Source organism: Qipengyuania sp., assembly GCF_964227205.1.
Taxonomy (GTDB): Bacteria; Pseudomonadota; Alphaproteobacteria; order Sphingomonadales; family Sphingomonadaceae; genus Qipengyuania.
The window spans coordinates 513,112-530,902 of sequence record NZ_CAXQVB010000003.1; the positions used below are offsets into that span (position 1 = coordinate 513,112).

At 58.9% G+C, this 17,791-nt stretch carries 14 protein-coding genes; 11 read left to right on the forward strand and 3 right to left on the reverse strand.

The window, feature by feature from the left end; genetic code table 11:
• Positions 1 to 8: 8 nt before the first annotated feature.
• From ACEQZ0_RS10070 to ACEQZ0_RS10080, 3 genes are all read right to left on the reverse strand, one after another.
• On the reverse strand, positions 9 to 1,220 hold the full coding sequence (locus ACEQZ0_RS10070; RefSeq protein WP_006834192.1) for an acyl-CoA dehydrogenase family protein: 1,212 nt from the start codon (positions 1,218 to 1,220) through the stop codon (positions 9 to 11).
• A 68-nt stretch (positions 1,221 to 1,288) separates the two neighbouring features.
• A complete protein-coding gene (locus ACEQZ0_RS10075) occupies positions 1,289 to 1,615 on the reverse strand; it encodes a 2Fe-2S iron-sulfur cluster-binding protein (RefSeq protein ID WP_006834191.1) in 327 nt (108 codons plus the stop codon).
• Positions 1,616 to 1,643: 28 nt separating this feature from the next.
• Complete coding sequence (locus tag ACEQZ0_RS10080) at positions 1,644 to 2,906, reverse strand: cytochrome P450 (RefSeq protein WP_006834190.1); 1,263 nt, start codon at positions 2,904 to 2,906, stop codon at positions 1,644 to 1,646.
• Between the two features lie 201 nt (positions 2,907 to 3,107).
• On the opposite strand from ACEQZ0_RS10080, the gene ACEQZ0_RS10085 reads away from it, so the two are divergent.
• The 11 genes from ACEQZ0_RS10085 (at position 3,108) to ACEQZ0_RS10135 (ending at position 17,424) form a co-directional block, all read left to right on the forward strand.
• Entirely contained in the window at positions 3,108 to 3,836 is a 729-nt protein-coding gene (locus ACEQZ0_RS10085) for a FadR/GntR family transcriptional regulator (protein ID WP_006834189.1), read from the forward strand.
• A gap of 50 nt (positions 3,837 to 3,886) precedes the next feature.
• A complete protein-coding gene (locus ACEQZ0_RS10090; protein WP_006834188.1) occupies positions 3,887 to 5,029 on the forward strand; it encodes a nitronate monooxygenase family protein in 1,143 nt (380 codons plus the stop codon).
• An 80-nt stretch (positions 5,030 to 5,109) separates the two neighbouring features.
• Positions 5,110 to 5,802, forward strand: a complete 693-nt coding sequence (locus ACEQZ0_RS10095; protein WP_050599564.1) for a Coq4 family protein — start codon at positions 5,110 to 5,112, stop codon at positions 5,800 to 5,802.
• On the forward strand, positions 5,799 to 6,971 hold the full coding sequence (locus ACEQZ0_RS10100; protein ID WP_050599565.1) for a transporter: 1,173 nt from the start codon (positions 5,799 to 5,801) through the stop codon (positions 6,969 to 6,971). The genes ACEQZ0_RS10095 and ACEQZ0_RS10100 overlap by 4 nt, the downstream gene beginning before the upstream one ends.
• Complete coding sequence (locus ACEQZ0_RS10105) at positions 6,968 to 7,444, forward strand: Zn-ribbon domain-containing OB-fold protein (protein ID WP_006834185.1); 477 nt, start codon at positions 6,968 to 6,970, stop codon at positions 7,442 to 7,444. The genes ACEQZ0_RS10100 and ACEQZ0_RS10105 overlap by 4 nt, the downstream gene beginning before the upstream one ends.
• 6 nt (positions 7,445 to 7,450) lie before the next feature.
• Positions 7,451 to 8,701: an acyl-CoA dehydrogenase family protein gene (locus ACEQZ0_RS10110; protein ID WP_067463598.1), complete on the forward strand. Its 1,251-nt coding sequence runs from the start codon at positions 7,451 to 7,453 to the stop codon at positions 8,699 to 8,701.
• Positions 8,701 to 9,792, forward strand: coding sequence for an acyl-CoA dehydrogenase family protein (locus ACEQZ0_RS10115; protein WP_141457922.1), 1,092 nt, complete (start codon positions 8,701 to 8,703; stop codon positions 9,790 to 9,792). The genes ACEQZ0_RS10110 and ACEQZ0_RS10115 overlap by 1 nt, the downstream gene beginning before the upstream one ends.
• Before the next feature lie 63 nt (positions 9,793 to 9,855).
• Positions 9,856 to 11,466, forward strand: a complete 1,611-nt coding sequence (locus tag ACEQZ0_RS10120; RefSeq protein WP_050599568.1) for an acyl-CoA synthetase — start codon at positions 9,856 to 9,858, stop codon at positions 11,464 to 11,466.
• Positions 11,463 to 13,100, forward strand: coding sequence for an NAD(P)/FAD-dependent oxidoreductase (locus tag ACEQZ0_RS10125; RefSeq protein WP_050599569.1), 1,638 nt, complete (start codon positions 11,463 to 11,465; stop codon positions 13,098 to 13,100). The genes ACEQZ0_RS10120 and ACEQZ0_RS10125 overlap by 4 nt, the downstream gene beginning before the upstream one ends.
• Positions 13,097 to 14,068 (forward strand): alpha/beta fold hydrolase, encoded by a 972-nt coding sequence (locus ACEQZ0_RS10130; protein WP_050599570.1) that lies wholly within the window; start codon positions 13,097 to 13,099, stop codon positions 14,066 to 14,068. Before ACEQZ0_RS10125 ends, ACEQZ0_RS10130 begins: the two co-directional genes overlap by 4 nt.
• Positions 14,069 to 14,487: 419 nt before the next feature.
• Positions 14,488 to 17,424 (forward strand): TonB-dependent receptor, encoded by a 2,937-nt coding sequence (locus ACEQZ0_RS10135; protein ID WP_050599571.1) that lies wholly within the window; start codon positions 14,488 to 14,490, stop codon positions 17,422 to 17,424.
• Positions 17,425 to 17,791: the final 367 nt, after the last annotated feature.

Below are 17,791 nucleotides of genomic sequence, written 5' to 3' on the forward strand. Positions count from 1 at the left end.
CCCCTCTCTTACTGGTGGTCGAGCATGCCGAGCACGCGCTTGGCAATGATGTTGTTCTGGATTTCGGTCGAGCCGCCATAGATCGTCGTGGCCTTTCCGAAGAGCCACGCGCGCACGGCCCCGAGCTCGCCGTCCGAAAAGCCGTCGCCTTCCCAGCCGAGGCCCTGCAACCCGCGGATTTCGATCAGCAATTCGCTGCGTTCCTGGCTCAGCTTGGTGCCGAGCTTCTTGAGCACAGAGCTGATTTCGGAGACGCCGCCAGCTGCCTTGCTCTCTTCCATCGCGCGGCGCGCGGTGAGCAGGAAGCTGTTCCAGCGGATTTCGAAATCAGCGATCTTGTCGCGCAGCACCGCATCGGCGAGTTCGCCGTCGGCGCCCGTCGGCTGGTACTTCTTGGCGATATCGCCAAGGCTCTGGCCCATGAGTCGGGCGAGGCTGCCGCCGCCCGAGATGTTGGTGCGCTCGTGCTGCAGAAGGCGCTTGCCGATGGTCCAGCCCTGGCCTTCCTCGCCGACGAGGTTTTCCTTCGGGACCTTCACGTCGGTGAAAAAGGTTTCGCAGAACGGGCTGGTCCCGCTGATCATGGTGATCGGGCGGACTTCGACGCCGGGCGTGTCCATGTCGATCAGCATGAAGCTGATGCCCTTGTGCTTGTCGCTCTTGTCGGTTCGTACAATTGCAAAGCACTTGTCGGCCCATTGGCCGCCGCTGGTCCAGGTCTTCTGGCCGTTGACAAGGTAGTGGTCGCCCTTGTCCTCGGCAAAGGTCTGGAGGTTCGCGAGGTCAGAGCCGGCATTGGGTTCCGAATAGCCCTGGCACCAGCGGATTTCGCCGCGGCAGATCGGCGGAATATGCTCCTGCTTCTGTGCCTCGTTGCCGTATTCGAGCAGCGTCGGGCCGAACATCATGACGCCCATGCCGCCGATCGGGTTGTAGGCACCCGCCTTGGCGAATTCCTGGTCGATGATCTTGGCCTGCGCCTTGGTGAGGCCGCCGCCGCCGTATTCCTTCGGCCAGGTGGGGGTGCCCCAGCCGCGCGCGCCCACGGCTTCGCGCCACTTGGTCTGCGCCGGCGTTTCATTGGTGGGGCCGTCCACGCCGGCCAGCGCGTTCGACTGGCCCTTGAGTTCGGCGGGAAAATTGTCCGCCAGAAACTGCTGCACTTCCGCGCGGAAGGCGTCTTCGTCGGTCTGGGTTGCGGGCTCGATTTGTGTGGCCATGGGTGTTTTCTCGAAGAATCAAGGAAAGACAGATAAGAATGTAGGCTACGGGGACGAGGATCCCTCCGTCAGTATTGTTGTTCGGGTAGGTGAAGAACCAATCCATCCAGCATCGGCTTCATCGGAATCTGACAGGCAAGGCGACTGTATTCAGTGGTGCCTTCGGCGAACTGCAAGAGGTCGGCCTCCATTCCATCATGCATAAGCCGACCCACCTTGTCGATCCATTCGGGATCGACATGCACATGACAGGTCGCGCAAGCACATACCCCTCCGCAATCGCCATCGATACCCGGCACGTCATTGTATAGCGCCGCTTCCCTGGCTGTCTCGCCTTCTTCTATTTCGACCTCCCGTCGCTCACCATCGCTAGCCACGAACGTAATTTTGATCATCTTGAACTCCGCATTTCGATCTCGAGAGTCAGCGGGCGCGGAGCCGCACCGGCAGCCTGGTGATTCCGCGGACGAGGTTTGAAAAAAGACGCTCTGGTTCACCCGTAACCTCGACCCGGGAAAAGCGCTTGTGAATTTCTTCCCAGATGATCCGCAGCTGCAGTTCCGCGAGCCGGTTTCCCATGCAGCGGTGAATGCCATAGCCGAATGAGAGGTGATGGCGCGGATTTTTGCGGTCGATGATGAACTGGTCCGCGCGCTCGATAGCACTCTCGTCGCGGTTGCCTGACAGGTACCACATCACCACCTTGTCGCCCTTCTTGATCTGTTTGCCGCCGATCTCCCAATCTTCCAGCGCGGTGCGGCGCATATGAGTGAGGGGGGTCTGCCAACGGATGATTTCCGGAACCATTTTGCTAATGAGCGAAGGATCCGCGTCGAGTTTCGCGTACTCGTCCGGGCTTTGGTTCAAGGCGAGCACGCCGCCGCTGATGGAATTGCGTGTTGTGTCGTTTCCACCGACGATCAGCAGCATAAGATTGCCGAGAAACTCGAGGAACGGCATGTCGCGCGTGGCGGGAGAATGAGCCATCATCGAGATGAGGTCGTTCTTCGGCTCCTCGTTTATCCGTTCGTCCCACAGAGTCTTGAAATACATCGCGCAACCGATGAGTTCTTCGCGCCGCGCCTCGTAGGATTCGACGATCCCGGTTTCAGGTGCCGCAGTTGCTACATCGGACCAGCGCGTCAGCTTGCGCCGCTCCTCCCAAGGGAAATCAAACAAGGTTGCCAGCGTCATCGTCGTCAACTCGATCGCAACCTTATCCACCCAGTCGAAATCTTCGCCAATCGGGAGTTCATCGAGAATCTCTCCCGCGCGCTTGCGGATGATCGGCTCGAGCAGTTGCAGGTTGGACGGAGCCACTGCCGGAGTCACCGCCTTGCGCTGCTGATCGTGCTTGGGCGGGTCCATCGCTATGAACATTTCAAGTTCGAGCGCGCCTTCCACCGAATGCATGTCCTGGATTGCAATTCCGCCTAGCTTCGCTTCCGAAGAGAAGACCTTATGATTGGTGTCCACCGCCATGATGTCGTCGAACTTGGTAATGGACCAGTAAGGGCCGACATAGCTCTCGCGGCAGTAGTGGACAGGTTCTTCGGCGCGCAACCTGTCAAAAAATAGACCGATGGTATCGTTCTGAAACAGGCTTGGCCGGGCCACGTCGATTTCCTCGATCGGAATTGACGCGATCCTCGCCGCGGCATCCGGCTCGGCGATCTGGCTGTCCATAAGAACTATTCCTTCTACATCTCAGGCCTGATCGGCCTTCAGTCATCCTTAAGGGAGACATCTCGTGCAGTCAATAAATCGTATACTCTTTTAGTCCCTTGCAGACACCAATCCCATCGGATAGTGTGCCGATCCAAAGAAGGTTCGCTAATATCCTTATACTTTTTATTCGAGAGGTGCGGGTGTGCTGATGAGTGGCGGATGTCAGCGGTGAAGAAGGCCAAGCGTGCCCTTTCTCTTGCGCAAAGCATCGTGCGGGACATCGAGGCGGGTCGCCATAACCCGGGTGACAGGCTTCCGCGCGAGGATGAAATGCTCGCGCGTTACGAGGTTGCGCGCGCAACTTTGCGGGAGGCTTTGCGGTTCCTGGAATTGCAAGGGGTCATCCATCTCCAGCTCGGCCGTGGTGGAGGTCCCGTCGTAGCCCGTCCGCAGACCGGCGATTTTGCAAGCAGTTTGTCATTGATTCTGCATTTCATGGAAGCCGATTTGCGTGGTTTGCTTGAATTGCGCGAAGCAATTGCTCCCGATGTCGCAGGGTATGCAGCCCAGCGTGCAACTACCGCTGATCTCAGCGCGTTGGCAGGGTGTCTGGCGGAATTGAGGCATCATGAAGCCTCTGATCAATTCGAGGAACTTAATCGCAGATTTCACGACTTGTTGGGTTGGGCGAGCGGCAATCCGCTGTTCGGTTTGCTGACCTCTGCGATGCATCTGTTGACCCGCGAGTTTTCCCATTCGCTGGGATATTCGGCACAGGAACGGGCGGTGCAGATGAAGTTTCTGGTGCGGGTGCTCGAGGCAGTGCGGACTGGCGACAGCGCCGCGGCCCGTCAAGCAATGAGCCGGTTGGTGGCCGGCTCTGCCGTCTATCTTTCGGAGCGCAGCCCCGAGCTGGTCTCGCAGCGGGTGCGGTGGGGGCAGCTGTAGAATTTTCAATAGTTTGAGTGTGCGTTTAGGCAAGTGGCTGGAGAGGAAGAATGGCGTTGAAGAGCCGAATATGCGAAATGCTGGGGATCCGGTACCCGATCCTGCTTGCCGGGATGGGCGGAGCGAGCGTTCCGGCGCTGGCGGCTGCGGTTTCGAATGCCGGCGGGCTCGGGGTCCTGGGTGCCGCGGCGTGTTCGCCCGATCAGTTGCGTGACTGGATTCGCCAGACCCGGGAATTGACCGACAAACCTTTCGGTGTCGATACGCTGCTCCCCGCGTCGGTCAGGCGCGGCTCTGCCCCTCAAAGCGGTGCTGCACCCCAAAATCCCATGGATCTGATGGGTGAATATCAGCAGTTCGCGCGCGACTTCATGGATCGTGAAGAGCTTCCGGAGGTCGATGCTGCCGCCGCCATGCGGGCGGCGGGCGCGCCTGAAATGGGCAAGGGCGGCCCGCAGTTGTTCTCGAAGGAATTCTTTGAGGCGCAGATGGAAGTGGTGATCGAGGAAAAGGTGCCGGTTTATGCTGCCGGCCTTGGCAATCCTGAACCGTGGATGGATCGGCTCCATGCCAATGGCACCAAGGTCATGGCGGTGATCGGCAAGGTCAAGCACGCCGAACAGGTCGTCGGGTCGGGCATCGACATGATCGTCGCGCAAGGGCACGATGGCGGAGGTCACAACTCGCCGATCGGGACTATTTCCTTGATTCCCCAGGTGGTCGACGCCGTTGGCGATCGTGTTCCTGTCCTTGGGGCCGGCGGTATCTCGGATGGCCGGGGTGTTGCCGCTGCGATGATGCTGGGGGCAGAGGGCGCGTGGGTCGGCACGGCATTTCTCGCGACCGAGGAAGCGGGCATCGAGCGCTTCCAGAAAGAGGCGATCACCGAAAGCGGCGATGCCGATACGGTCGTTAGTCGATCGCTTACCGGCAAACCGGCGCGCATGATCCGTAACAAATGGGCCGACGCCTGGGTGCAGGCCGGAAAGGAGCCTCTGCCGATGCCCTATCAGTCGATGATCTCCGGCCCGGTCATGGCCTCCGGGATCAAGGCAGAGCGCAAGGATGTCATCCCCGGCTTCGCGGGGCAAGGCATCGGCCTGATCGATTCGATCCGGCCTGCCGCCGAAGTGATGCGCGACCTGGTCGATGGAGCCGAGAAGGCGTTGGCGTCCGCTGGCATCTACAAGTGAAGCGCAGGAGGCAAGAAGATGGCTTACGCCAAAGGTCATGAATTGCGCCGCCCCGTAGAGCCTCTCAGAGCGCTGGGGCAATGAGGCAGTTGATTGCCGACAGGGAGGATACGGCGCAGGTGTTCCGTATCGTCAAGGCATTGTCGGGCAATTCCTATTATCGGAATTTCAATCGCTTCATGAAGTCGAGCGATGGGCGGCGTATCGCTTCCGACCGGGCCGACCTACTTGAAACCTTGTGCGATCGCAAACGCCTTGCGACCTGTGCGTCTGGCACGCTTGGCCGAGCCTACCTCGATTTTGTTTACGGGGAGGGTCTGACAGCAGAAGGTCTGGCGGAAGCCAGCGAGGCCGGAGGTCTGGAGGACCTCGGCGACCCCGATGTTTCCCTCTATCGTCGGCGCCTTCGCGATTCGCATGACCTGTTTCATGTCGTCGCCGGATACGGCAGGGACGCACTGGGCGAATTGTGCGTGCTGTCCTTCGGAAACGCGCAATTCTATAATCACGGGATCGCTTTCATCTTGGGCGTCGGCATTCCCAAGATGAAACTGGAAGCTGCCCAGTTGCCAGTGGCGCGCGCTGCATTTGAAGCGTGGCGCCGGGGCCGGGCTGCAGCCGATCTGACCACCTTCTACTGGGAAGAAAATCTTGATCGTCCGTTGGAGGATGTCCGCCGCGGGTTGCGACTGCGTCCGCCGGAGACCTATCAGAGGGTGCGCGCTCTTTCCGAACAGCTCGAACGCGATTACCAGGCGGTCAGGCAGGCATGAGCTTAAGCGACAAATCGGCCATCACCGGAGTGGGCGAAACCGCTTTCGTGAAAGGCACCGAGAAAACCGCGGTCGACATGATGCTGGAAGCATCGCGCAAAGCCATAGCAGATGCAGGGCTGAAGCCGTCGGATATCGACGGCATGGTTCCTCCGCCGATCTACACCACCTCGGAAGAGATGGCGGCTAACCTCGGTATCGAAGTTCTGCGCTATGCCTCTACGGTCCACATGGGCGGGGCGAGCCCTACCACGGCACTCCAGAACGCCGCGATGGCAATTGCCAGCGGCTTATGCGACCATGTGCTGGTGACGCTCGGGTGGAACGGTTATTCCGCCTTGCGGCCCAAGCCTGGCGCACCGCCGACGCGGCCGATGAACATGAACACCCTGACGAATACGATCCAAGGCTATTACATTCCGTATGGCGTGTTCCTGCCGGTGCAGATGTATGCCTGGCTCGCCACCCGGCACTCCCGAATTTACGATATCGGCCCGGAAGCGATGGCGGCCGTTGCACTGGCGTGCCGTCGCCATGCGCAGATGAATCCGCAGGCCTTCACTTATGGCCGGGAACTGGATGCCGAAACCTACCATTCCGCGCGCTGGATATCCGAACCCTTTCGCCTCTACGATTGCTGTCTGGAGACTGACGGGGCATGCGCAGTCGTGGTTTCGCGAATGGACCGCGCCAGGGACATGCCGCATGTTCCCGTGAGCATCGCCGGTGCGGCTGAAGGGCATCCTTACCCCGCCGACGATATCCCTTCGCGTCCCGACCCCTTCAAGATCGGCCTGAGCTACGCCGCGCCGCGCGCGTTCGAAATGGCGGGGGTCGATCGCGAAGACATGGATTTTCTGCAGATCTACGACTGCTTCACCTACGTGGTTCTCCTGCAGCTGGAGGCCCTGGGCTATTGCGAACCAGGTGGACAGGCAGAGTTCGTCGCGAATGGCCAGATCGAGCTGGGCGGGCGCTATCCCGTCAACACCCATGGCGGCCTGCTGAGCGAGGCCCATGTTTGGGGACTGAACCATGTCGTCGAGGCGGTGCGTCAGTTGCGCCACGATTGTGGGGAGCGGCAGGTCGAAGGCGCCCAGACCGGCCTGGTGACCGGCTGGGGCGATCTGGGTGACGGCAGTATAGCGATTTTGAGGAGGTTTGCGTGAGCGACGAGAAAGATCTGCCGCCCAAGATGCGCCCCTCGGCGCAGGCCGCACCAGCCAAGCCAAAGCCGCGCCCGCAGGATCCGGTGGAGCAGGAATTCTGGAACCGGTGTCAGGACGGCAACCTTTACTTCCAGCAGTGCGAAGGATGCGGCAGTTTTCGGCATTTGCCGCGCTATATGTGCGCCCGATGCGGTTCTCCTGAGTGGTCGTGGGAGCGTAGCACCGGCAATGGCACGCTGTTTTCCTGGACGGTGACCCATCAGGCACTGCATCCCGCCTTCGCCGGCGAGATTCCCTTCATCGCTGCGGTGGTGGAACTGGAGGAGGGAGTGCGCATGGCAACCCGGCTGGTCGATTGCGCGCTCGACGAGCTTGAGCTCGATCTGCCGGTCACGCTGGATTTCGAGCCGATCTCCGAAGATTTTCGCCTGCCAGTATTCCGACCCGTCGCGATCGCGCGCGCAGAAGGATAGACCAAGATGGATCTCGACTACGGACCCCAGTATGACGTGTTTCGCGAGGAAGTGCGCCAGTTCCTGCAAACCCACGGTCACCGCGCACCCGATGGCCAAGGCCGTGCCGCGCGCCCTTCCCCCGAAGCCGTCGAATGGCAACAGCTGTTGATCCTGCATGGTTACACCGCGCGCACGATTCCCAAAGAATACGGCGGATACGGAGCCGAGCCGGACATCCTGAAATCGCGGATCATTGCCGAGGAATTTTCGCGCGCTGGCATCCCCGCAGGCCTTGCGAACCAGGGCATTTCCATGCTCGTTCCCACGCTGCTGGAACTCGGAACCGAAGCCCAGAAACGGCAATGGATCGAGCCGACCCTTAATGGCGAGATAGTCTGGTGTCAGGGATATTCGGAACCTGGAGCGGGATCGGACCTCGCCGCGCTCAAGACCAGCGCCCGCGTCGAAAATGGCGACTTTGTCATCAACGGACAGAAGATCTGGACCAGCACGGCCAAGCAGGCGGACATGATCTTTTGCCTTGTGCGGACCGAACCGGACGCGCCCAAGCACGGCGGCATCTCCTACTTGATCTTCTCGATGGACACACCAGGGATCGAGGTCCGACCACTCAAGACCATGACCGGTCATGCCGAGTTCAATGAAACGTTCTTTACCGACGTGCGGGTTCCCCTGGATCAGATCGTCGGGCAGCGCGGGCAGGGGTGGTACGTGGCCAATGCCACACTGGGCCATGAACGTGGCATGCTGGGCGACCCCGATGCACTGGAAAACCGGCTCCAGGCGCTGGTCAGGCTGATGCAAAAAGAACGCATCGGCCAGGGTTGCGCAATGGACAACGCCGTTCTGCGTGACCGGCTGGTTGCATTGCAAGCCGAAGTCGCGGCGATGAAATTCAACGGCATGCGCATCCTGTCGAACAGCCTTAGGGGGGATGCCGGCGGCATGGCGAAACTTGTCGTGAAGCTGCAGAGCTGTGAGCTCGCCCATCAGATTTCCGCGCTCGCGATCGACGCAATGGGCGAGATGGGCATACTCTATCACGGAAGCGAGCGCGAGCGCGAAGACGGTGCCTGGCAGTGGAACTACATGTTCCAGCTTGGTCTGATCATCGGTGGAGGCACCGCCCAGATCCAGAAGAACATCATCGCCGAACGCGGGCTGGAAATGCCGCGCGAACCCAAGTTCGCAACGCCTCCCGCGGCCGAACAGGCGACGGCCGTTGCAAGCGGGCAGAATAAGGGAGCCGCCTGATGGATTTCGGACTTTCGCAAGACCAGGAGATGCTCTGCGACGCGATCAGCCGCACTCTTGCTGATACTTGTCCGCTCGATCATGTGCGCGAATGCGCGGAGGGCTCGGTTCCCTTCAGCGACAACGTGCGTTCGGCGCTGGGCGAAATCGGCATTTGGGGAATGATGGTTCCCGAGCAACATGACGGGCTCGGGATGACAATGCTCGATGCCGCCGTTGTGGCCGAGCAGCTCGGCTATGCCGTCGCGCCGGTGCCTTTTATCGGTGCCCATGTACTGGCACCCCTTGCGCTGGCACAGGGCGGTAGCGAGGAGTTGAAGGCGCACTGGCTGCCGAGGATAGCGAAGGGCGAGGCGCAAATCGCCGTCGCGATCGCGGAAACGGTGGAGATCCGGGACCGGGCAGGCGTGGACTTCGACGGCGCAAAGCTCGACGGAACGGCTTTGTTCGCGCTCGACTTCCTGGAAGCCGACGCGTTTCTGGTAGCCGATACCGCCGGTCGTATGCACTCCGTAGCTGGCGATGCTGCGGGTCTGGAGAAGGTTGCTCTCAAAACGATCGACCGCACCCGGAGCGTAGGGGAGCTGCGGTTTTCTGGCGTAGCGGGCGAGGCTCTCGCGGACGATGGTGGGGCCACAGTCAGGCGCCTGCGGGACGCCGGCCGGGTGCTCCTGGCCGCCGATAGCCTCGGTGCGGGCCAGGCTATGATCGAAAAAGCGGTCGACTATGCCGGGCAGCGCGAACAGTTCGGACGAGTGATCGGCAGCTTCCAGGCGGTCAAGCATATGTGCGCGGAAATGGCTGCCCGCCATGAACCATGCCGTTCGCTGGTCTGGTATGCCGCCCATGCGTTCGATGCGACGCCCGACGAGGCTTCGCTGGTGGCATGCCATGCCAAATCACATACGGGCGAAGTCCACCGTTTTGTCGCCCGAACCTCAACCGAGGTGCATGGGGGGATGGGTTTTACCGATCTCCTAGGTCTGCATTTCTGGTTCAAGCGAATCGGTTTCGACCGCCAGGTTCTGGGCGGTCCCGAAGCGGTCCGGGCCGAAGCAGCGGCCTTGCAGGGGTGGACGCAGGTCGCATGAGACGATGAATTAGGCGCACGCTACCGACAAAATCGTGGCCACCAAGGAGAGAGGAATTAATACGTGATCGACTGGAACCTTGGCGACATCCTTGATGCAATCGAGCCTGCGGTCCCAGAAGATGCTCCGGCGCTGATTCACGGCGACCGGATCATTAGCTGGCCCGAAATGTCGAAGCGTTCGAACAATTTGGCGCGCAATCTGCGCGCGCAAGGTGCAGGCGACGGGGCGAAGATAGCCTTCTACATGCGCAACCGTCCCGAATACGGGGAATTGATGGCCGCGTGCTTCAAGGGCCGCCTCACGCACGTGAACATCAATTATCGTTACCGTCCCGAGGAGGTTTTCTACATCTTCGACGATTCCGATAGCGAGGTAATTGTTTACAGTTCCGAGTTCCGCGACTGCATTCTTGAACTGAAGGAACGGTTGACCAAGGTTCATACATTTGTAGAAATCGGCGATGCTTCGCAGATCGCTTCCTTCGCGCTTCCTTACGAAAAACTTGTAGAAGGTAACGGCGCGCCTCTCGATATCGAGCGTTCCCCCGATGACCTGCTGTTCATATATACAGGCGGTACCACCGGCATGCCCAAGGGCGTGATGTGGCGACACGATGATATGCGCAAGGCTCAGCTCGACGCGCAAAAGCTGCTGGGTCCGGTTCCCCAGACCATGGAGGAAATGGTGGCCCTGGTGAAGCAGGGCGAGCTTGCGCGCATCACTTTGCCGGCGTGCCCGCTGATGCATGGAACCGGGTTCATTACTGCTATCGGCACGCTCATGTCGGGCGGGGCCATCGTCACGCTGTCCGATCCATCCTTCGACGCCGAAGAATTGTGGGATGCAGTGGACCAGCACAAGGTGCAGAGCATCGCCATTGTCGGTGACGCTTTTGCCAAACCCATGCTGCAGGCGCTGGACGCCCACCCGAAGCGCTGGGACACGAGCAGCCTGATTTCGATCATCTCGTCCGGCGTCATGTGGAGTAAACAGGTAAAGGCGGGCCTGTGCAAACATATCCCCCAGGTCATCCTCATGGACAGTTTTGGCGCTTCGGAAGGGCTGGGCTACGGCTTGTCGGTGACGACCGCACAGGGCGGCACCAACACCGCGAAATTCGGGATCGGGGAATTTTGCGACGTATTCGACGAGAACGACCGGAAGGTCGAGGCGGGGAGCGGCGTGCCCGGCTTTATTGCCCGCAAGGGCGCAATCCCCACAGGATACTACAAGGACCCGGAAAAGTCGGCCAAGACTTTCAGGACGATCGATGGCGTGCGTTACTCCATCCCGGGCGACTGGTGCCGGGTGGAATCCGATGGAAGCCTGACCTTGCTGGGCCGCGGCAGCGTCTGCATCAACACCGCAGGTGAAAAGGTTTACCCCGAGGAGGTGGAGGAAGTGCTCAAAACCCATCCCGCCATTGCCGACGCGCTTGTCGTCGGGGTGCCTGACGAAAAATGGGGCGAAGCGGTGACCGCTGTGGTGCATTTGACCCAGGATGCGGACTTCGACGCGCAAGCGATCAAGGATCACGTGCGCCAGCAACTGGCAGGTTACAAAACGCCCAAGGCGATTTGCCCAACGCAAACCGCCTTGCGCGCGTCAAACGGCAAGGCGGATTATACTACGGCCAAAGACATCGCGAAAGCGGGTGCCGGGGCCTCGTGAGCCATTCGCCCCTTCCTGACTATGATGTCGTAATCGTCGGGGCCGGGTTCAGCGGAATATACCTGCTATACAAGCTGCGTCAGGCGGGGTTCGATGTTCTGCTGGTAGACGCAGCGGAGCAGCCGGGCGGAATCTGGTACTGGAACCGCTATCCGGGAGCACGGGTCGATTCCCAGGTTCCACTTTACGAATTTTCCATTGCGGAAGTATGGAAAAGCTGGACGTGGAGCGAACGATTTCCAGGCTGGGAAGAACTGCGCGCCTATTTCCTCCACGTCTGCGATACGCTCGACCTCTGGCCGGCAATGCGAATGAAAACACGGGTCGAAAGCGCGCCGTTCGATGAAGACACCGCCTGCTGGCGATTGAAGCTCGACGATGGCGGAAAAGTAAGCGCGCGTTTCCTCTTGCCGGCCCTGGGGTTCGCCTCGAAACCCTACATTCCCGATATCCCGGGCCTTAGCGATTTCGAAGGCGAATGGTGCCATACCGCCCGCTGGCCGCAGGAAGGCATCGACCTTTCCGGCCGCCGGATCGCCCTGATCGGCACGGGTGCCAGCGGCGTACAGGTGGCGCAGGAGGCGGCAAGCTGCGCGGAGCAGCTGACGCTTTTTCAGCGAACCCCGATTCTCGCCCTTCCCATGCGGCAGGAAAAACTGGACGCAGATCGTCAGCTTCGCGAAAAATCCGAATATCCCGCTGTCTTCCAGAAAAGGCTTACGACAAGTGGCGGTTTCGAATGCCAATCGCTGGACATTTCGGCCCTGGCTGTGACCGAGGAAGAGCGGACTACGCATTTCGAGGATTTGTGGCAGCGAGGAGGGTTGCGCTTCTGGTATCATAATTTCGCTGACATACTGACGAACGAGGACGCCAATCGCCACGCCTACGAGTTCTGGCGTGACAAGGTGCGCGAGCGGATCTGCGACCCGACCATTGCCGAGAAGCTCGCTCCCGATGAGCCGCCACATCCCTTCGGGACCAAGCGACCATCGCTCGAACAGAATTATTACGAGATCTTCGCACAAGACAATGTGACGCTGGTCGATCTGAACGACACCGCGATCACTCGCGTCACCGAGGCCGGGATAGAAACAGCCACTGGCATGATCCCGTGCGATCTCATTGTCTTCGCGACCGGCTTCGATGCCGGTCGTGGCGGGCTCATCGACATGAACATCACCGGCCGCGGAAGGCTGGCGCTGGCAGAAGCATGGAAGAGTGAGATCAAAGCCTATCTGGGCATGGCTGTCGCCCAATTTCCGAACATGCTGTTCGCCTACGGACCGCTCAGCCCTTCAGGCTTTTCCAACGGTCCGACAAGCGCCGAAATCCAGGGTGACTGGATCTGCGATTTCCTGATCTGGCTGCGCGATAACAGGATCGGCCTTTTCGAAGCCGATGCGCTGGCCCAGCGAAGCTGGACCGATATGGTCGCCCAAGTAGGGTCGATGACGCTCTTCCCCAAGGCTGAATCGTGGTACATGGGCGCCAATATTCCCGGCAAACCCCGACAACTGATCAATTTCCCCAGCGTATCTGGTTACGCCGATCTATGCCACGATGTCGCACGGCACGATTATCGTGGTTTTATCAGGAATACACTATCCGGTATGGAGACTGCGCCGAAATGAATGAAATGAAACCAATCCACGACGGGTCAACAGATATTGATCCCGTATGGGCCGGCGACGGGGCGGATATACCCGAATGGTTCGCCTGGGCGCTGAGCGTGCCCCGTGAGGAAGGCTTCGTAGAGGTTGGTGGCGCGCGGGTGCATTATCTTCGCTGGGGCAGGCGTGACCGGCCCAAATTGCTCATGACTCACGGTTTTCTCGCCCATGCCCGCTGCTTTGCCTTCATCGCACCGTACCTTGCCGAAGACTACGACGTGGTGGCGTTCGATCTGGCCGGTATGGGCGATAGCGAGATGCGCGGCGTGGCCGATATAGCTGCGCGGGGAAAGGAATTTGTCGAGATCAGCGAAGCGCTCGATTTGTTTGCAGATGGAAGCAGACCGACGATCATCGCCCATAGTTTCGGCTCGGGTGCAGCGCTGACCGCCGTTTCCCAATCGCCGGATGCCTTCGCCGGCGTTATTGTCTGCGATCTCATGGTGATGCGGCCCGAAAAGCTGGAGAAATACTGGACCATGGGCAGATCGAGCCCCGGGTCGGGTAATCCTGACAAACCGGTGCGACGCTACCCCACCTACGAAGCGGCGCGCGAGAGGTATATCCTGTCGCCGCCGCAGGCAGTTGGTGAGCCGTTCCTGATGGATTACATGGCCTATCACTCTCTCCGCCGCGATGGCGAGGAGTGGACATGGAAGTTTTCTCCCGAAGTGTTCCGGCGCAGCAACAAGCCCGACGAATGGCTGACAGTAGGCCAGAGGCTGGTCGATGCGCCCGGGCGCAAAGCGATTGTGTACGGCGAGAAAAGTCAGCTCTTTGATCGCGATTCCGCCCGCTATATCCGGGAACTGGGAGGGGGAAAGATACCAATTGTTGCAGTGCCCGATGCACGCCATCATCTCATGCTGGATCAGCCGCTCGCGTTCGTCGCTGCGCTACGGGCGGTACTGGCCTTTTGGAGCCTCTGAGATCCCCCATACTAAGAGGCTGGTTCCTGGTCAGAGGCCAGCGAGATGGGGGCAAAGGGCGTCCATATTCATCTTGTACTATATCCGAACTATTGTCGCCGTCGGCACGGCGAACGCTTCGTTGGTCTCGATGCCAGCTGGGGCAAAAGCTTTATCGGGAGCAACTCGCTTAGCACGCCAACCATTGCTGATCTTTAGCAAACGTTCACTCCGCGTGCGATCTGGATCGTGGCCCATGGGGTCAAAAGATAAGGCGCTTTACTAATATCACGCGGATGTATATGCCCATGGACGGGGATTGGGCTAATTCTCTCCCTCTCCTCTCCACAGACTAAGGGGCGACCCTCGAGGTCGCCCCATTTTGCAGTAAGCGGCGGAGCCAATTATCGTCGCACTGAAGAGATGGGAAGGGATGCTATATGACACTGAGAGCGATGGTGCTCGCCACTTCGGCCATCTTGGCTTGGCCGCAGATGGCTTTAGCGCAGGATTCCACAACTGATGAGGCGGAACCCCAAGGATCCGTAATCATCGTGACGGCCCAACGCCAATCTCAAAGTCTGCAAGAGGTGCCGATCGCGGTCAGTGCCTTCGATGCTACGGCTCTCGAAAGCCAGCAGATCGAGAACGCTGCTGACCTTCAATTGACGCTCCCGAACGTCTCATTTTCGAAGGGCAACTTCACCGGGTCGTCCTTCACCATCCGTGGTATCGGCGATCTTTGTGTTGGTGTGACGTGTGACGCAGCGACGGCTATCCATATCAATGGTTCCCCTCTTTTTGGTACCCGGCTGTTCGAAACAGAATATTTTGACCTTGAGCGAATTGAGGTCCTACGGGGGCCGCAGGGCACCCTCTTCGGCCGCAACGCTACCTCGGGTGTTGTCAACCTTGTGACAGCCAAGCCTGACCTCGGTTCTTTCGGCGCGGCCGGAGAGTTCGAGTATGGGAATTACAACAGCATCAAGGCCGAAGGGATGGTCAATGTCCCGATCGGCGATTCTATCGGCGTTCGGGTAGCCGGATTCTTTCTGAATCGCGACGGTTACACCACAAACCTTTTCGACAATTCGGATGTCGACGACCGAGACATGTACGCTGTTCGTGGTTCTCTTCGTTTTGAACCCGGTGCCGATACCACTCTCGACTTCATGGCATATTATTTCAGGGAAGATGACACCCGTTTACGTAATCAAAAGCAGGCCTGCCAGCGTGACCCGCTCGGCGTGCTGGGTTGTCTGAACAATCGCCGCGACTTTGACATCACCAATGCCAATTCCACAGTCGGCGCAACGCTCAGTTCGCAAGAGTTCTTCGCTATTCAGGGAATTCCCTCAGTACTGGGATTGGGAAGCCTGTACGGCCCCGATGCATTTGCAGGATTCGATAAGCCCGACGATGTGCGCACGGTAAACACGGCGTATACTCCATTCTATTTTGCCGATGAAGTGCAGCTACAGGCCCGTCTCGAGCAGCGCATCGGAGCTATGACACTGACTGCAACCGGTCTTTATCAGGACACCGAAGTCGATTCCCGGCAGGACTACTTTCTGGGCATTCAGGATCGTACCGGCTTTGCTACGGCCTTGAACGTGTTGTCCGGCTTCGCGGCCAACGGTTTGCCTACCGGCCTCCCCGCACCTGCACCGGCGTTCGTGCCAGGTTCGTCGGCGTATTTTACCCCGATTGTGGAGGCTCTCATCCCCAATGGCCCAGGGGGCTTATTGTGCACCTCCGATAACGATGATGGGAACAGGGGCGCGTTCGAAGGTAATGTATTGTGCGGCGAAACGCCGCTATCCTTCGACAGGTCTTCAGAGCAACGCGAATCCTGGAGCGGCGAAATCCTCCTTTCCAGTGATTTCGACGGAGCATTCAATTTCCTGCTCGGAGGGATCTATGCAAAGTCCAAGACTACCGACAACAGTTACTATGTAAACTCATTCGCGCTTGACTACGCCAGTGCCATTCTGGGATCGTTTGGTACTTTGGCAGGCGGTGCACCGCCATCCTACTTCGCAACATCCATGTACCGCAACAATTCTCTCGAGGCTAATCTTGAGAGCTTCGGTGTGTTCGGGGAGATCTACGTCGACCTGACCGAGCGTCTGACCTTCACCGGAGGTTTGCGGTATAACGACGACAAGAAAGACGTGACTGCGCGCACGACCTTGATTAGCTTCCTCAATCCTTACGCGAATGACGGGGAGCCGTTCGACAGCCCGATCACTCCCTTAACCGGTCCCTCTGGTCTTTTTGATGCCGATCCTGGTACGCCAGGTGAGCAGCTGACGCAATTTAGAGAAGTAGGTTTCGATGAAATAACCGGGCGTGCGGTGCTCGACTACGAAGTTACGCCTGACAATTCGATTTACGCATCTTATGCCAGGGGCTATAAATCCGGGGGTATCAACCCGCCCCTTTCGCCCGTTTTCGATGTGGCTGAAAGCTTCGGATCAGAAACCATCGACGCATTTGAAATCGGATCGAAAAATACCTTTGCGAATGGCGCACTGCAATTAAACGCTACTGCATTCTACTATAAGTATAGCGGGTTGCAGCTTAGCCGCATCGTCGCCCGTACCTCAGTTAATGATACTATCGATGCCGATATCTGGGGTGTGGAACTAGAGTCCGTTATCCGGCCCGATCCCGATTGGCTTGTCAACTTGACGTTCAGTTATCTCAACGCGGAAGTTGCCGGCGACCAGTTCTTCTCCAATCCGCGCGACCCGGGTGGCGGCGATCCTGATGCCGTCATCATCAAGGATATCAGCAACGGTGCTAATTGTGCCGTAACCGGGCCAGCCCCCGGCGTGGCCGACGCATTCGTCGCCGGAGTGAACGCAGCTCTGGGTCTTCGTGGTCCCGAAGAATTTCCTAATGACGGCAATCTTGCGTCAAGCGGCGCATTCAGCATTTGCGATGTCTTGGCCGGAGCCGTTCCGGCGGGCAGCGGCCTTGCGGTATTAAGCCCTGGCGTAGAGGTCAACATAAAAGGGAACAAGTTGCCGCAGGCCCCCGAAATGAAGGTTTCGATGGGTGTGCAGTACACCGCCACTTTCGACAATGGCATGACTCTGGTTCCTCGCGTGGACGTAGCGCTGACTGGTGAGCAATACGGCAATATCTTTAACGGCAGGGTCAACCGGATCGAGCCATTCGTGCAAGCCAACGCGATCGTGCAGTTGAACAGTGCGGATGAGCGTTGGTTCGTGCGCGGATTTGTTCAGAACATTTTCGACAGCAGCTCGGTGACAGGATTGTACTTGACCGACGCATCCTCGGGGAATTTTACCAATATCTACACTTTGGATCCTCGTAGATATGGTGTTGCTTTGGGGTTCAGTTTCTAACAGGTCCAGATCGTGTTGGCGGGGAGATCGGTGGTCCTCCCAACGACCCGAAAGGACAGTGCCAGCTAGTTCGTATTTCGACCCATGACTTTATAGCTTTTCCAGAGCGGCGTAATGCTCGATGACCGCCTCGTAAGCCTACCGACGAGGCGGTCATCGAACCGGCCAAATGCGAGCTGCACTCGAAATGCCTGTACGATCGCTCGTTGATGTCGCTACGAGATGCTCGCGGAAAGCTTAAGGCCTTACATAGAAACGACAATGAAGAGTCACCGAATAGTGCAATCGGGATATCCGATGGTGATACTGGCAAACGCACTCTGCGAAAGGCGGAAACATGCTGACCCCTATGATCCAAGATTGGGTC

What these genes read in the sequence shown, in the direction of transcription:
- ACEQZ0_RS10075 (WP_006834191.1), bottom strand. Translation starts at nt 1,615, where the DNA reads ATGATCAAAATTACGTTCGTGGCTAGCGATGGTGAGCGACGGGAGGTC.
- ACEQZ0_RS10095 (WP_050599564.1), top strand. Translation starts at nt 5,110, where the DNA reads ATGAGGCAGTTGATTGCCGACAGGGAGGATACGGCGCAGGTGTTCCGT.
- ACEQZ0_RS10110 (WP_067463598.1), top strand. Translation starts at nt 7,451, where the DNA reads ATGGATCTCGACTACGGACCCCAGTATGACGTGTTTCGCGAGGAAGTG.
- ACEQZ0_RS10100 (WP_050599565.1), top strand. Translation starts at nt 5,799, where the DNA reads ATGAGCTTAAGCGACAAATCGGCCATCACCGGAGTGGGCGAAACCGCT.
- ACEQZ0_RS10085 (WP_006834189.1), top strand. Translation starts at nt 3,108, where the DNA reads ATGTCAGCGGTGAAGAAGGCCAAGCGTGCCCTTTCTCTTGCGCAAAGC.
- ACEQZ0_RS10130 (WP_050599570.1), top strand. Translation starts at nt 13,097, where the DNA reads ATGAATGAAATGAAACCAATCCACGACGGGTCAACAGATATTGATCCC.
- ACEQZ0_RS10090 (WP_006834188.1), top strand. Translation starts at nt 3,887, where the DNA reads ATGGCGTTGAAGAGCCGAATATGCGAAATGCTGGGGATCCGGTACCCG.
- ACEQZ0_RS10115 (WP_141457922.1), top strand. Translation starts at nt 8,701, where the DNA reads ATGGATTTCGGACTTTCGCAAGACCAGGAGATGCTCTGCGACGCGATC.
- ACEQZ0_RS10135 (WP_050599571.1), top strand. Translation starts at nt 14,488, where the DNA reads ATGACACTGAGAGCGATGGTGCTCGCCACTTCGGCCATCTTGGCTTGG.
- ACEQZ0_RS10080 (WP_006834190.1), bottom strand. Translation starts at nt 2,906, where the DNA reads ATGGACAGCCAGATCGCCGAGCCGGATGCCGCGGCGAGGATCGCGTCA.
- ACEQZ0_RS10070 (WP_006834192.1), bottom strand. Translation starts at nt 1,220, where the DNA reads ATGGCCACACAAATCGAGCCCGCAACCCAGACCGACGAAGACGCCTTC.